This is a genomic window from Aerococcus sp. UBA6277, assembly GCF_002440555.1.
GTDB lineage: Bacteria > Bacillota > Bacilli > Lactobacillales > Aerococcaceae > Aerococcus.
On the sequence record NZ_DJUR01000043.1, the window covers coordinates 82,316 to 97,950 of the forward strand.

General features: G+C 39.6%; 15 protein-coding genes and 1 riboswitch. Of the genes, 9 read left to right on the top strand and 6 right to left on the bottom strand.

Going from position 1 to position 15,635, the window contains the following annotated elements; translation table 11 throughout:
* The first annotated feature begins 232 nt into the window (after nt 1–232).
* On the top strand, nt 233–1,024 hold the full coding sequence (locus B2V22_RS07845; protein ID WP_396158994.1) for a hydrolase: 792 nt from the start codon (nt 233–235) through the stop codon (nt 1,022–1,024).
* Nucleotides 1,025–1,041: 17 nt separating this feature from the next.
* Nucleotides 1,042–2,154 (top strand): M24 family metallopeptidase, encoded by a 1,113-nt coding sequence (locus B2V22_RS07850; RefSeq protein ID WP_290491709.1) that lies wholly within the window; start codon nt 1,042–1,044, stop codon nt 2,152–2,154.
* A gap of 153 nt (nt 2,155–2,307) precedes the next feature.
* Here the strand turns inward: B2V22_RS07850 and B2V22_RS07855 are convergent, their stop codons facing one another.
* A complete protein-coding gene (locus B2V22_RS07855) occupies nt 2,308–2,676 on the bottom strand; it encodes a hypothetical protein (RefSeq protein WP_290491711.1) in 369 nt (122 codons plus the stop codon).
* 130 nt (nt 2,677–2,806) lie between these two features.
* On the opposite strand from B2V22_RS07855, the gene B2V22_RS07860 reads away from it, so the two are divergent.
* The 4 genes from B2V22_RS07860 (at nt 2,807) to B2V22_RS07875 (ending at nt 6,982) form a co-directional block, all read left to right on the top strand.
* The gene (locus B2V22_RS07860; protein ID WP_290491712.1) at nt 2,807–3,352 is read left to right on the top strand and encodes an FUSC family protein; all 546 of its coding nucleotides are present in this window, start codon (nt 2,807–2,809) and stop codon (nt 3,350–3,352) included.
* A 174-nt stretch (nt 3,353–3,526) separates the two neighbouring features.
* Nucleotides 3,527–4,690, top strand: a complete 1,164-nt coding sequence (alr, locus tag B2V22_RS07865; protein WP_290491714.1) for an alanine racemase — start codon at nt 3,527–3,529, stop codon at nt 4,688–4,690.
* Between the two features lie 91 nt (nt 4,691–4,781).
* Nucleotides 4,782–4,930: riboswitch (Lysine riboswitch) on the top strand.
* A 169-nt stretch (nt 4,931–5,099) separates the two neighbouring features.
* Nucleotides 5,100–5,990 (top strand): 4-hydroxy-tetrahydrodipicolinate synthase, encoded by an 891-nt coding sequence (gene dapA / locus B2V22_RS07870; protein ID WP_290491716.1) that lies wholly within the window; start codon nt 5,100–5,102, stop codon nt 5,988–5,990.
* Nucleotides 5,991–6,112: 122 nt separating this feature from the next.
* Entirely contained in the window at nt 6,113–6,982 is an 870-nt protein-coding gene (locus B2V22_RS07875) for an AraC family transcriptional regulator (RefSeq protein WP_290491718.1), read from the top strand.
* A 223-nt stretch (nt 6,983–7,205) separates the two neighbouring features.
* Here B2V22_RS07875 and purB read toward each other — a convergent pair whose 3' ends face one another.
* Complete coding sequence (gene purB / locus B2V22_RS07880; RefSeq protein ID WP_290491720.1) at nt 7,206–8,507, bottom strand: adenylosuccinate lyase; 1,302 nt, start codon at nt 8,505–8,507, stop codon at nt 7,206–7,208.
* 145 nt (nt 8,508–8,652) lie between these two features.
* Nucleotides 8,653–9,741, bottom strand: coding sequence for a hypothetical protein (locus B2V22_RS07885; RefSeq protein WP_290491722.1), 1,089 nt, complete (start codon nt 9,739–9,741; stop codon nt 8,653–8,655).
* 368 nt (nt 9,742–10,109) lie between these two features.
* Between B2V22_RS07885 and B2V22_RS07890 the strand changes: the two genes are divergently transcribed.
* Nucleotides 10,110–11,072 carry an AraC family transcriptional regulator gene (locus B2V22_RS07890; RefSeq protein ID WP_290491724.1) on the top strand — a complete coding sequence of 321 codons (963 nt, stop codon included), beginning with the start codon at nt 10,110–10,112 and terminating at the stop codon, nt 11,070–11,072.
* A 72-nt stretch (nt 11,073–11,144) separates the two neighbouring features.
* Here the strand turns inward: B2V22_RS07890 and B2V22_RS07895 are convergent, their stop codons facing one another.
* Both B2V22_RS07895 and B2V22_RS07900 read right to left on the bottom strand, forming a co-directional pair.
* On the bottom strand, nt 11,145–11,843 hold the full coding sequence (locus tag B2V22_RS07895) for a hypothetical protein (protein ID WP_290491726.1): 699 nt from the start codon (nt 11,841–11,843) through the stop codon (nt 11,145–11,147).
* Between the two features lie 75 nt (nt 11,844–11,918).
* Nucleotides 11,919–12,851, bottom strand: a complete 933-nt coding sequence (locus B2V22_RS07900; RefSeq protein WP_290491728.1) for a YitT family protein — start codon at nt 12,849–12,851, stop codon at nt 11,919–11,921.
* A gap of 211 nt (nt 12,852–13,062) precedes the next feature.
* Between B2V22_RS07900 and B2V22_RS07905 the strand changes: the two genes are divergently transcribed.
* On the top strand, nt 13,063–13,809 hold the full coding sequence (locus tag B2V22_RS07905) for an amino acid ABC transporter ATP-binding protein (RefSeq protein WP_016896446.1): 747 nt from the start codon (nt 13,063–13,065) through the stop codon (nt 13,807–13,809).
* Between the two features lie 67 nt (nt 13,810–13,876).
* Here B2V22_RS07905 and B2V22_RS07910 read toward each other — a convergent pair whose 3' ends face one another.
* Nucleotides 13,877–14,416 carry a GNAT family N-acetyltransferase gene (locus B2V22_RS07910; protein WP_016896445.1) on the bottom strand — a complete coding sequence of 180 codons (540 nt, stop codon included), beginning with the start codon at nt 14,414–14,416 and terminating at the stop codon, nt 13,877–13,879.
* Nucleotides 14,417–14,628: 212 nt separating this feature from the next.
* On the opposite strand from B2V22_RS07910, the gene B2V22_RS07915 reads away from it, so the two are divergent.
* Entirely contained in the window at nt 14,629–15,597 is a 969-nt protein-coding gene (locus B2V22_RS07915) for a rhodanese-related sulfurtransferase (RefSeq protein WP_026466463.1), read from the top strand.
* Nucleotides 15,598–15,635: the final 38 nt, after the last annotated feature.

The window sequence follows — 15,635 nt, forward strand, 5'->3', positions numbered from 1 at the left end:
ATAAAATAATTCTAATCATTTCTTAAGCAAGTGTCAACTTTTTTGATAGATTTCTTAACATGTTTCGGTATCAATGTTATTTTATATTTCATAATCGAATTAATTGAACACTTCTTTACTTGATATGACGCCCTGTCGAGATTTTGAATTGTCATTCTTTTTATATAAGTACTATAATAAGAATAGAACTATCTGAAACACCCATTCAATCAATTAAATGGAGGTTATAGCGTTGAATCAACCAAAAAACGGCTCTCAAAATATCTCTTCGCAATTTAGAAGCGATATGGTGATGGTGCCAGAAGTTATTAACGAAGCGTCCGGTATTCGCGTGTTTGGAAGAACTTTAAAATCATTCGTCTTTACAACTGACGTCGCTACAATCCTATACTGTAATGCGGATGCCGTCTTAGCTGTCTATCCATTCTCCCCGCATCCTGCAATCATTTCAGCAGTAACATCGGTAGCCAGTCAGCCTGTATTTGCCGGCGTTGGTGGCGGTACAACTCAGGGTAAGCGTAGCGTAGATATTGCCCTTTTCGCGGAAGCGACAGGGGTTCAAGGGGTTGTGGTGAATGCCCCGATGACCGCAGAGAATATTCTAGATATTGAACACACCGTCGACTCCCCGATTGTAGCAACAGTTGTCTCTGCCTATAACGATATTGAAGCACGAATTTCTGCCGGTGCGGATATCCTAAACGTTTCAGGTGGCAAAGAAACAGCCGCTATCGTTGAACGGATTCGCCGGGATTTCCCAGATGTGCCGATTATCGCAACTGGTGGTCAAAATGAAGACACCATTCGTAAGGTGATCGAAGCTGGCGCTAACGCCGTTTCCTGGACCCCACCGACTACTGGTGAAATATTTAAAGAGAAAATGGTCAAATACCGTAAAGATCGCCGTGAGGACTTCCTTGAAACCCATGATGGTATGACCTTACATGAATTTGAGGAATATATTGAGGAACATCCAGAAGCTGAAGAGAAATATAATGAAGATTCTTCTGACGGCTATCTGTAAGAAGAGATGGAGGATATATGGATCAAGAACATAGCAACCGACTAACAACCATTCAACAACAAGTTAAAAACCACAACTTAGATGCCCTAGTCATTAGCGACAAGGCATCCATCGACTACTACACCGGTGTCAATTTTGACCCCATGGAACGTTTTTGGTTATTGATTATCCAACCGGACAAAAGTCCACAAATTATCGCTAACAAGCTATTTGTATTCGACGAATTAGCTGAAGTTGACGTTACTTGGGTAGATGATAACGACACAATCGCTGAAGCCTTCGCAAATCTAGCGGACTTCCCAGCAACCGACGCCCCACTAAGAATCGGCGTGGATAAATTGTGGCGGGCTGACCAACTGTTAGCCATCGCCAAAACATACAACCAAGCCACTTTTGAAGTAGGTTCTGACTTAGTTGATGCCCAAAGAGCCATTAAAACCCCTGAAGAACAAGAAAAAATGCGTAAAGCTTCAGACATTAACGACCGGGCCATGGCTCGTTTAATCGAGGAAGTCTTACCACTTGGCTTGGACGAATTGGCTGCAGTAGATGAATTAGCCCGTATTTACGATGAAGAAGGCGCAGATGCCGGTTTTTCATTCGAACCCATTATTGCTTACGGTCCAAACGGTGCTGACCCACACCATGAATCTGATCATACCTCGCCGAAACTGGGTGATTCGATTGTCATTGATATCGGCTGTAAACATGAAGAATACTGTTCCGACATGACCCGTACCGTTTATTACGGTGAGCCTAGTGCTGAGGCCAAAAGGGTATATGACATCGTGCTCGAAGCCAATTTACGCGGTATTGACGCGGTCAAGGTTGGCGAAACTTTGGCGAATGTGGACGATGCAGCGCGTGATTACATCACAGCCCAAGGATATGGTGACCAATTTACCCACCGACTAGGCCATTTCATCGGACGCGAAGTTCATGAAAAAGGCGATGTGTCAAAAGCTAATACAGCTACCATTAAAGATGGCAATATCTTCTCAATCGAACCTGGTATTTACCTGACTGGTAACACAGCCGTTCGTATTGAAGATTTAGTGATTGCGCATGATGGGGGCACTGAAAACTTGAACCACTTCACCAAAGATATGATTATTATTCAACCAAAATGATACTGGTTACACAGTCCACCAATGCCCTATTTTTCATTTTATGATGCTAAATATTTAAATTATAAGCTTCAAAAAAGCGCCCATCACGACAAGTGAAGGGCGCTTTTTACTTTTATTCTAGTGTTTTTCTAAACGACTTCTGGCGCACTTTTTCTACTTAAAGAGCATTTGGAAGAATTCGAAAACGCGCGGTCCAAGCAAGGCTACCGCTAGGATAGCGAGGGCCAAAATAATCCATACCAGTACTTTGCGGGAATGATTGCTTGAACCTGACCAAAAGTACTGTTTTTGTTTTTGTCTTTCAAAGAAGATTTCATTGGTGTCTAAGTCTTGGAAGGTTTCTTTTGGCACAGGCGTTTCCGCAAACGTTTCGACGTTAAATTCAGCAGTATCCTGTGTGAGTGTTGTCTCAGGGACTGAGAATTTAATGTCATCTGAAAAAGCTTTTCCATACTTTTTTTGGTTATTCTTCTTCTCGCGTTCAAGCGCTTTTTTCGCTTGGCGATATGTTTGCCGCTTCACCTAGTGCACCTCCTTTATTATTTAGTTCATTTTATCCAGTATTCCTAGTATAATCTATTTACAAGAAAATTCAAATTGTAGAGAAGGGGATTTTTTCAACTTTCCCTCTTAATTAAAGGAGCCTATTTCAGTGAAACAAAATTTTCATGTTGGTATGCGGACCCTAAAGACTTCTTTGAGTGTCTTTATGATTGTCTTTATTTCAGCGTTTATCCCTATTGACCCGCAAATTGCTGCGCTTTCAGCGGTGTTTTCACAAAGGGCTGACGTCACCTCGTCGCTTTCTTTTGGTTTGCGCAGAACCTTAGCCATTGTTTGTGGAGCTTTTGCCTCATTAGTTTATATTTTTTTACATAAGTTATTGCCTGACCATTATTTGATTACTGCACTTTTAGCCGGTTTAGGTATTTTAATTACGATTCAAACTAACCTTCTCGTTAAGAATCCACAAGGGGTTATTGGTGGTAGCGCCACTTTCCTTGTCATTGTCTTCAATATTCCAGAGCACAACCAATATGTCTATGCCCTACTTCGGGTGTTAGATACCTTCTTGGGAGCCATTGTCGCTGTTGGTATCGAGTACATTTTTCCAAGAGACCGAGTTGTTCCTTGGATCCTTACTTACAATAGTTATGTACCGAAGTTTCTACAAATCTCTACCTCTGATGATGTTTAAATGACCACTAAGGTGCCCTTAGGATTGGACTAACTTAGCTTTTCCTTAAGTTAGAGACCCTTCTTTCGAGTTTTTACCCACAAGTGGTATAATAAATGAGAAGTGAAATGCGCGGTATTCACGTCATTTACTATCTATTTCGATTAATCCATGTGATAAAGAGAGGTTTAAACTATGACCATTGGTTATCATCGCCCTAGTAAGGCCATCGTGTCTCTAGATGCGATTATTCATAATTATTTCGCTATTAAAAAGCATATCGGTAAGAAAGCTGTCATGGCAGTTGTTAAGGCTGACGGCTATGGTCTAGGTGCCGTCAGAATAGCCGACGCCCTCCAATCTCGCGGTGCCGACAGTTTTGCAGTCGCGGTTGCGGATGAAGCTTTAGAATTAAGAGACGCTGGGATTATTGCCCCTATCATGATTTTAGGCTTGACTGATCCAGACGACGCTTGGCTTTTAGCCAATTTAGAAATTGGTGTGACAGTGTCTAGCTTAGACTATTTAAAATACGCCAAGAAACACGATAAAGACTTTTCTCGCCTTCATCAATTGAATGTCCACCTTAAAGTGGATTCTGGAATGGGACGGATTGGCGTGCGGTCTGCTAAAGAAGCGCAAAAAATCATTGATTACATTGCCAAACATCCTAAGAAATTTAAGTTAGCTTCAGTCTTTACCCACTATGCTACAGCTGATTCTTTCACTGACCATGGTAAGGATAAGGTTCAAGCCCAATCGGACTTTTTTGAAGATTTACTTGGTCAATTGGACTACTCAGCATTAGGGTACACCCCCCTTTTCCATCAATCAAACTCTGCCTTAAGCCTTTGGTACCCGGAAAAAACTTTGGATGTTGCGCGACTTGGCCTGGGCTTATACGGTTCCATTCCAAGTATGGAAGATGTGACGTCGCCTGTTGATTTCAAGCAAGCATTGACCTTGGAGACGGAAATTATCTACGTCAAACAAATGCGTGCGGGCGATACGATTTCCTACGGGGCTGATTATGTGGCCGGTTCGGATGAATGGGTGGCTACCCTACCAATTGGCTACGCGGACGGCTGGCAAAGAAGTTATTTGGGCTTGGATGCCATTGTTGACGGTGAGCGGTGTCCGAGTGTAGGCCGGATCTGTATGGACCAGATGATTATTCGCATCCCCCACGAGATGCCTGTTGGCGCTAAAGTGACCTTAATTGGGACAAATGGTGGCCAAACTGTTGATGTGGTGGACGTTGCTAGTCATGCTGGAACGATTGCCCATGAAGTCCTGACGAATTTAAGCCAACGATTGCCCAGAGTCTATAAGTCTAATAAGAAAAAGAAAATCAAATAATGATTGCGAAATCTAATAGTTTTTTCATTTAGCCCTTGCCTTTAGTGGGTAGTCATGTTAGTTTTAAACTAACGATTATACGAATAGAAAGTATAGATATAGAGGATGCGCAACCAATCAGTAGCCGATGGTGAAAGGTGGTTGTGCCGAAATGCAGAATTTCTGTGTTGGGGGTAATACCTAAGAGGGTTATCCCTGTCAAACCTTAATGCCCATTAAGGTGCGGAGCGCTTGTCTTATGCTAGGGATTAAAAACTGTTAGGGTTATTGAATGCTATCAGTATTTTTTGACACGTTTTCCTAGGTAGACATAGAGTGATGCTCTTGTCTGCCTTTTTTTATACTCAAGCTATCTGATCGTTTTTTCATAAAAACAATTACAAAATGCGCACAATATAGGAGGATTCTCATGACAATTTTTAAAGGTTCCGCGGTAGCCATCGTTACCCCTTATGATAATTCATTAGAACAAAATATCAATTACGATGTGTTTGCGGAGTTGATTGAATTTCAAATTGAAAATGGTACAGATGCCATTGTCGTTGCAGGAACAACTGGTGAAGCTTCAACACAAACTGACGAAGAACAAGTTGAATTAGTAAAATTCTGCGTGGAAAAAGTCAATGGCCGGGTGCCCGTGATAGCTGGTGCTGGTTCTAATGATACTGCCCACGGAATCCAATTAACGAAAGACTGTGTAGCCGCAGGTGCAGATGCTATTCTATCTGTAACGCCTTATTATTTAAAAACGAGCCAAGCTGGTTTATTGGCGCATTATAGTGCCATTGCAGATGCTGTGAAAACGACGCCGATTATCTTATATGATGTACCAGGTCGTACAGGAATGTCTATTGCCCCTAAAACATTGTCGGAACTTAAAAACATCGACAACATTGTCGCCATTAAAGATGCAACTGGTGATTTAGCCAATGCAGTAGATGCGCGTTACCACGTCGGTCCTGATTTTGATGTGTACTCTGGAAACGACGATACGGTTATTCCATTGATGAGTTTGGGTGGCCACGGGGTGATTTCTGTTTTGGCTAATATTGCACCAAAACAAGTACATGAAATGACGCATTATGCCTTAAATGGCGACTTTAAAAAAGCGGCTGAAATTCAAACGGCTTTTAAACCATTAATCGACATTTTATTCAGTGAGCCAAATCCAATTCCAATCAAAAAAGCCATGTCCATGCTTGGTTTCGATACAGGTTCAGTGCGTCTACCACTAGTCCCTGCCCAAGAAGAAACAGTGGCTGCGCTAGAAGCTGAAATGAAACGATTGAATTTGATATAGTCTTTTCAATTCTAAAGTAAATTGTGGTATATTAAAGGGTGTGTAACTTATCAGTGCACGCCCTTTCTTTTATTGCAGTTGATAGGTGATAGATTGAATATTTAAAATAGGAGTTTTGATTTATGCCAACTGAAACACCACCATTTCGAATCAAGCTAAAAAAAGTTGATCAGCAAATGGTTGACATTTATAATCGTTCTTCTTTCCATCGAAATGAACTCTTGATTCCCCTTAGACCCTTCTCTATTGAGTTAGCCGACAAGAAAATTGACGTCTCTGTGCGCCAAATTGTTGTCTTACCTGAACCGATTATGAGACGGTTAATCTTACCGGAAAAAGATTGTAGTCCTCAAGTTGACGACCATAAACCAACAGAAGAAAAAATATACGCCTATATTTTATCCCTAGGCGAACCATACATAGATGCCATTGCCAATGATTTTGTGGAAACACCTGAAATTAAACACATTTTTGATGAACCACATGTCTTCAGCTTCTCTTTCGTCACTTGGCAACATCTACTACAAACTTTGATTCAATTACAGTTAGAATTGAAACGGCCTGAAGACAACATTCAAAAGAAAATGGTCTTTAGTATAGTATCGACCATATTCCTTGAATTGTATCGACTTTCTTCTGCTTCAAACCAAAACCGGTTAGAAATGTCTGAAAGAGAGATTTTAGCCTACGAAATTAAACATTTTATCGTTGATTCCTACCGAAAAGACTTAACCCTTCAAGACATCGCAGACAAGTTCGACATTTCAACGTCAACTGTCAACCGGGTATTCCAGCCTTACTTCCATTCAACCATTTACCAGTTCATCTTGGACTTGCGGTTGGGCTATGCCTATACCTTGATTGAAAGTGGTTTGTCTATCACGGAGTCATGGCAAAAAGCAGGCTTTAATGATTATAGTAACTTCTATAGAGCCTTTATTAAGCATTATCATATTAGACCGCATGAGGTACCAAAAAAAGGAGAATCGTAAGCATCTCCTTTTTTGATTATATTCACCCTTCTACTGTCTTATTACATTTCATTTCCTTAAAAGTAGGATGAAAATCACGGTCCAGCCTCGTACAAAAATCATGATGAGTCCTACTACGGGCAACAAGTTTTGCGTATATCAACAAAAAAGGTCACGGTACTTGCCCTAATCTGGGTTAAGTACTGTGACCTTTTACATGCCGTCATTGCGGTTTTACATTAAGTTAGTTTTCAACTAGTCCTAATTTTTCGAAGATGTCATCCACTTTTTGGATGTGGTAGTGGTAGTCAAAGGCGTCATCAATAGCTGCTTGATCTAGGTGACTAGCGATTTCTTCATTGGCCTCTACAAGCCCTTTAAAGTGCCTGCCTTCGTCCCAAGCGATTGCTGTTAATGGTTGAACCAAATCGTAGGCTACTTCGCGTGATAAGCCTGCATCAACCAATTTTAGCAATACACGTTGTGAGTAGATTAAACCGTGAGTAGCATCCATGTTGCGTTTCATGTTTTCAGGGAAGACGGTTAGTTTTTCCATGATGTTTGCAAAACGATTTAACATATAATCTACTAAGATTGTTGTATCTGGTAGGATAATCCTTTCGGCAGATGAATGAGAGATATCTCTTTCATGCCATAAAGTCACGTTTTCGTAAGCTGTCATCACATGTCCGCGAACGACACGAGCAAGCCCAGCCATGTTTTCTGAACCGATTGGGTTACGCTTATGTGGCATAGCGCTTGAACCTTTTTGCCCTTTTGCAAAGAATTCTTCCACTTCCCGCGTTTCCGATTTTTGTAACGAACGGACCTCGGTCGCAATATTTTCTATCATTGTAGCAATTAAAGCGAGTGATGAAATATATTCAGCGTGTAGGTCACGTGGTAGGATTTGCGTTGAAATCTCTTGTGGGTTAATGCCTAAGTGTTCACATACATAAGTTTCAATAAATGGCGGTACATTGGCGTAAGTACCTACTGCACCAGAAATTTTACCTGCTTCAACACCGCGCGCAGCTGCTTCAAATCGTTGGATATTTCGTTTACATTCTGAATACCAACGCGCTACTTTCAAACCAAAAGTCGTTGGTTCAGCATGAACACCATGGGTACGGCCCATTGTAACCGTGTATTTATGTTCAATCGCACGTGCTTTTAACACCTGCAAGAATCGGTCTAAGTCTTTACGAATTAAATCATTTGCTTGTTTTAATTGGTAACCTTGAGCTGTATCCACAACATCAGTAGACGTTAAGCCATAATGCACCCATTTACGTTCTTCGCCCAATGATTCAGACACATTACGGGTAAAGGCAACCACATCATGACGGGTTTCTTTTTCAATTTCTTCCACTCGTTTTGCATCAAAAGTGGCCTTTTCACGAATAGCTTGCGCATCCTCCTTAGGGACTTCCCCTAAGGCAGCCCATGCCTCTGTTGCAAGAATTTCAACTTCCAACCAAGATGCATATTTATTTTCTTGTGACCAGATTTGCCCCATTTCAGGACGGGTATATCTAGGTATCATAACATTCTCCTTTATTGCACGCGCTCAATTTTTGTACGCAACAATTATATCACATGCCAGCTTTCTGGCAGTGATTATTTTTCGCAAAAAAAGACGAGTCCCAATATTGAATCTCAAATTGGTCTCGTCTCTATAATTTTTATGGCTAATGGTGATGGTGGTCATGATCGTGATTATGGTCCAATTCTTCCATCAATAAATCAGGATGGTCAGCTTCTAGTTGGTCTAAAACTGCCGTCACTTGCGGGTCAACGTTACCTAGAATATCTTCATAAATGGCTAAATATTCATAGGCCGCTTCATATTGCCCGTGCTCATTAAAGCGGAATGCTGCTTCTTTTAAAGCTGTTAACATATCCACTGATGGGTAGTCGTTTAAGCCCAGATCCTCAAGGAAAGCTTCTTGTTCCTTACCTTCAAGAATTTCTGGCCACTCACGGTCTAATTCTGCTAAGACCTCTAAACCTGCTCTGGCATTATCATTTTCATTCCACATCAGTGAAATATGGTATAACATGTAGGCTTTCTCAAAGTCTTCTTTATGGTAGTAGAAGTCCCCAATCAAGGCAAAACCATAAGCTAGGTCCTCTACTCTAAGTGAATAACTCAAACCATTAAGAACGGTTGGGTAAGACATCCCGTACTGTTCCATTTCTTGGTATAGTTCCGCTAAGGCATAGATAGTGTCTACATCATAGGGATTCCATAATAAGGCTTGTTGGTATGAGTCAATCGCTTCACGCCATTCATTGGCTTGAATTTGCACCTTGGCATATTCTACATACATCCCAGCATAGTCACGCGTTGTTGGTTCTAATTCTAGACCTGGTTCATTATGGTAAATAAACTGGAATAAGTCTAATTCCTCATAGATACTTAAGTTTTTTATGTTTTTCTTAGGTGTGAATTGGTCAAAATCGTCTTCCATCCGGCGAATATATAATGACATTTCAAAATTGGCACGGACTGGGTCGATTGCCATAATATTGCGAATGCGTTTAACGAATTCGACATCATCTTGCATTTTAATTTCAGCAATCATTTGATTGTAATCTGTTGCTTGATTCGGGAATTTTTCCGTCATCACTTCATTAAAGGCTTTTATAAATTCATCATCGCTGGTGTGTTTGTGGTTATCTCTTAAAATTTTAGAGATAACTTGAATGCAGTAGCTGTAATCATCAGTTGGCACAGCTTGAATTCTTTGTATAAGTTTTTCTTGGTCCTTATCCATAAGCTCGTCTCCTAAAGCAATAAATTTCAGCATAAAATTGGTTCTTCATTACACCAAAATTTATTGTACTGTTTTTTTTGTGCTATTGAAACCAAAAACCCTTTAAAATACTCTTTCAATTTAGATTCTAAAGTTGTGCAGTGTTAAAAAGTGTATTTTTCCTAACTATCATAAAATACTATATGATATCTGATTGTAACTGGCATTGGTTATCAAAGACCTCATTTTCCCCTAAATTATACCATATATTATAGGTTTTTTACGGCACAATGCCTTTCTTAAAATTAAATTATAAAAAGTATTGAAACCGCTTGTAGAAGTTTAGTACACTATAGACATAAGTTAAATATTGCAAAGTATAAATTATTATGACGAAAGTTAAATTAGAAGGTGAACTCTTGGAAGCAATTGCCGTTAATACATTTCAGAAACATTTATCTATTAGCTATCATGATGAACGACGCACAATGATGCTTAAATCTTATAATAATATCCCTTCGCTTGAGCTCATTGGTATGGATCTTGCAGAATACTCTAGAATTACTGCCAGTATGCATTATCATGACCATTTTGAAATTCTATTTTACTTAGGTAATCAATGTCAGTTTATCGTTAATGATATCAGTTACACACTTTACAATGGTGATATTCTGATCATTCCACCTAACACTCCGCATTTAATGACTAGTGAAGAAGGTATTAATAATACTCGTTTTATTTGCATGGTGCCTGAGATGTTGATTGATCAATATGCTATGGTAAATGATAATCTTTATCAAGATATTATTCGCTTTTATAATGAACCAGGGCATTACCGTTTAGATAAAGAAAATCTGGATAAGACAATTACTCATTTAAATAAAATTCTTACTTATAGTGATGAAGAAGTAGAAGAAACTACCTTCGTAACTGCTTTTCACCTATACCATTCATTGATGAATGTCTACCATGCGAAGAAAATCCCGTCTATGTCTGGTGATTATAAAGAGGACAAACACTTTAGTCATATCATCTACTATATCGATCAACACTTTAAAGAATCTGACTTACAATTAGACCGGATTACACAAGTATTTGATATTTCGCCATATTATTTATCAAAATTATTCCGTAAAGAAATGAACCAAAATTTCCACGAATATTTGATTGAGAAACGTGCCAACTATGCTGCACAATTAATCAATCATATGAGCACCAACAAAATGTCCTTACAAGACGTTTCCGACGCATCCGGATTCGGTGACTATTCTACTTTTTACCGTTCATTCAAGAAGGTATTCAACACCTCTCCGAAGAAGTATGCACAACAAAATACGCAGACTATTCTTTAAAATTTAACATAAAGAAGGACCACCCTATCCATGCCGACTAGCGCTGATAGAGTGGTTTTTTTGTTATAAATCCTATTGGTCAGGTTGGTCATCGTCAGATTTTTTTCTAAAATCTAAGATATCATGGACGTCGCCAAGTGTCGTGTCGCTGTCTTGGTTGTTGTTATCGCCGTCTTCTTTAACGTCATCTTCCTCTTCATCAGCTCTACTGTATGATGGTTCTGCCTCAGGCATGTCCAGATTATAGCGGTCATGGATATTTTGCGAGAATTCTTCATAAGAAATCACTTTGACAAATGAATCTGGTGTAAATCGTGGTCGGTATGCCTCCGGGAAATCATCAAATTCAGACATTGAGAATAAGAAGCTCTCTCTTTGTTCTGGTGTTAGTGTAGTAAAATAAGCTAATGGAATCATATCGTCCGTTAAACGTTTGTTTCGTAGACGTTTGATAAAATGCACAATATTATTTAAATCATGGTAATAGGCAAAATATAGGGCTGACTGTCGTCCTTCAATTGGTGTTTGTGCATAGTTGATGAGTAAGTTTAATAAGGCTTGTTTTTCAAGTTCATTTCTAGCCTCAAACCCTTCATAGGTTGTGCGAATCATGTATGGTTGGTCTAAAGCTACTTCGGCCAGTTTGGAATCATCATCATAAATTTTCAAAATCCGATGTTTTGACCCATCCTTGTATTCTTTGCTAGCTACATAGTAGTTTTCTATAAATCCTAAATTGATCAACTTTGAATATAATTCATCTGTTCTCACACTAGCCCTCCGTTCGTATTGCTATCATTCTTATGATATATATATTTATTATACATGATTATTGGAACAAAAAGGCTAATTCTTGATACTAGAATTTTTTCCTTTCAATGCACGCTCTCTTAGTTTAGCAATTCGAGACTGCTTTCTCCTGACTTCAAAGGAGAATCCGCGTCCAGTCACTTCAGATACTGGCGACACATACATAAAAGCATTCGCATCCATTTCAGTTACTTGGTTTTTCAGCCGCAGTAAGTCTTCCCGGTCAACAACTGTTGTAATCACAGCACGTGATTTCTTGGTATAGCCACCCTTAGCCGTATAGATGGTTGTCGCACGAGCCAATTCTGTCAAAATAAAATCGTTGATTTCCCCTGCAATTTCTGACGTAATATTCACGTTGTAACGTGCGGAACCCCCAGTGATTACGCGGTCAACAACGACATTGGCTAGGAGGACCCCAATTGCGGCATATAAACCACGTTCAATCCCAAACACTAGCATATTCGCAAACAAGATGGTCATATCAGAAATCATAACCCCTGTCGCAAAGGTGACAGGTAGGTACATGTTCATTATTTTGGCAATAATATCTACCCCACCCGTTGTGGCACCGGCATTAAAAACTAGACCGACACCAGTTGAAAGGAGGACTTGTCCCAAAATCAAGTTGACCAATGGATCATCTGCAACTGCCCCTGTCACAGGCGCAAACCGTTCAAATACGGCATAAAAGCCTGAATAGAGGATGACAGAGTACAGGGTTGTCCCACCAAACTCCTTACCAATCACTTTAATCCCAATGACCAGTAAGACTATATTAATGGCAAAAAGGATCACTGAATAAGGTAGCGGAATAAAGGGTGCCAACACCTGGGCCATACCTCCAGCGCCCCCACCGACAAGGGAATCAGGTACTAAGAAGAAATACAAACCGATGGTCATGCTTAAAGTCCCTAAAGTGATGATGAATAATTGCTGAATATCTAAAGCAGCTAATACTTTTTTCAATTTACTACCTCTCTTTCTTGTCCAATCTAATACACAAAATATAACAAAATACCCTAGGGCAATCAATCAGTGCCCCTCAGAGTTTACATTATAATTAAAGCTTGTGATAAAAGTTGACAAAGTGACCATTTCAAATTAAAATACCATTAAATTTATCAATCGAATATATACGAGTAGATGAATAAGAATGAAATCCGAGAGGGATGAGAAAATGGCTGAAACAACAGCAACTGCAAAAGTTATTGTAAATGATTTAAAGAAAAGCTTCGGTAAAAATGAGGTCCTTAAAGGGATCGACTTAACCATTAACCAAGGTGAGGTAGTTTGTATCATCGGACCATCAGGGTCTGGTAAATCAACATTCTTACGTTGTTTAAACCGTTTAGAAGACATTAACGGTGGTGAAGTTTTAGTAGATGGCACAAATATTGCCGACAAATCTATTGATATTAATAAAGCACGTCAAAATATCGGCATGGTATTCCAACACTTTAACCTATTCCCACATTTAAGCGTTTTGGAGAATATTACCTTAGCGCCAACTGAATTAGGTAAGACACAAAAAGATGCCAGCAAAGAACAAGCTTTGTCTTTATTAGAACAAGTAGGCTTAGCGGATAAAGCAGAAGCTTTTCCAAACTCTTTATCTGGTGGACAAAAACAACGTGTGGCCATCGCCCGCGCTTTAGCAATGAATCCTGATATCATGTTGTTTGATGAACCAACATCAGCACTTGACCCAGAGATGGTTGGTGACGTATTAAACGTAATGAAAGACCTTGCTAAAGAAGGTATGACCATGGTCGTTGTAACACATGAGATGGGCTTTGCCCGTGAAGTAGCTGACCGCGTAATCTTCATGGACGGCGGATACGTTGTCGAAGAAGGTAAACCTGAAGACATCTTCAGTAACCCACAACACAACCGTACAAAAGAATTCTTAGACAAAGTTTTATAATAAATAACGACAGAAAAGGTATGTGATGTTTTCTATCACATACCTTTTTCTTTATTCACTTCAAATTCTATCTTACAGCACCATACAAGGCTTTGTCCGAAATACCTGAATTATTGGCTAAAGCTGCTTTTCGTAGCCCTTCATATTCGAAGTTTAAGGCTAAAGCCAGTTGTCTGTCAGCTTCATTTCGACTATCTTGATCAAAAGACAAACGGTTCATTTGCACTTCTTTAAACAAGAAATGCACAATATTTTCTAAAGCTTCCTTCGCCAAACCTTGGTCTTTATAGGCTTGACCCATACAGAAGGTTAAGTCTGCAGCCTGAGTATCTTTATGCACTTCAGTCACTACGATTTCTCCTACCGCTTCTCCAGAAGATTTGTCTTCCACACACCATCTGTAGGTTTTACTTCTGTCCTTGCGTTTATCCCACTTCTCTAAAATGCTTTTACTATCAGAAACGGATTGGTGCTTGTCCCATGTAACAAATTCTGTATCTGCCGTATTCCCTGCCCAATTCTTGAACATGTCCTTGGCATCACTTGTTTTGAACTTACGTAACAATAGATGTTGCGTTTCTATTGTCTTGGTTCCTTTATGATTCATAACTAACCCCTACTAACGATTTACTTGAAAATTCATGTAATCGATTCATATTTCACAATCTATTATAGCATGTTTTTCTAATGTAAAAATAGGATTGTGAACTTTTTAAACATTCGAAACAAATTTAGTACTTGTTTATCCCTGGTTTATGCCTTATAATGTAATCCGTAAAAACTCGCAGTCATACCTGCAATATGATGGAGGAATAATAAATGAATAATAACGAATTCCAGGTACTACTTTACTATAAATATGTACCTATTAAAGATGCAGAACAATTCGCCAAAGACGAATTACAATTCTGTAAATCACTCGGCTTAAAAGGCCGTATTTTAATTGGTGATGAAGGGATCAATGGTACTGTATCTGGGCCAAAAGAAGCGACTGAACGCTACATGGAACACATGCATGCTATGGAAGAATTTTCTGACCTATGGTTTAAAATTAACGAAGCGGATGACTACGCACACAAAAAAATGTTCGTACGTTACCGTGAAGAAATCGTTTCTTTAAACTTAGAAGAAGATTTAAACCCTAACGAATTATCTGGTACCCACTTAGATCCAGCTGATTTCCGTGAAGCAATGTTAGATGAAGATACTGTTTTATTAGATACACGAAACGACTATGAGTATGATCTTGGTCACTTCAAAGGCGCTATCCGCCCTGATATCCGTAACTTCCGTGAATTACCTGAATGGGTACGCGAAAACAAAGAAAAATTCATGGACAAAAAAGTCCTTGTTTACTGTACTGGTGGCGTACGTTGTGAGAAATTCTCAGGTTGGATGATTCGTGAAGGTATCGAAAACGTTAGCCAATTAAACGGTGGTATTGAAAACTACGGTCAAGACGATGAAACTCGTGGCGACTTATGGGAAGGTAAAATGTACGTGTTTGACGACCGCATCTCTGTACCAATCAACCATGTTGACCCATCAATCGTTGGTAAAGACTACTTCGACGGTACACCATGTGAACGTTACGTAAACTGTGGTAACCCTGAATGTAACAAACAAATCTTAGCTTCAGAAGAAAACCAAGAAAAACATCTTGGTGGTTGTACACACGAATGCCGTGTTCACCCACGCAACCGTTACGTACAAGCTAAAGGTTGGTCTCACGATGAAATCGTTGCACGTTTAGCAGCAATCGGTGAAGAACTAACCGTAGAAGCATAATTTAGAAATCAAAAGACCGCTAGGAAAACCCTGGCGGT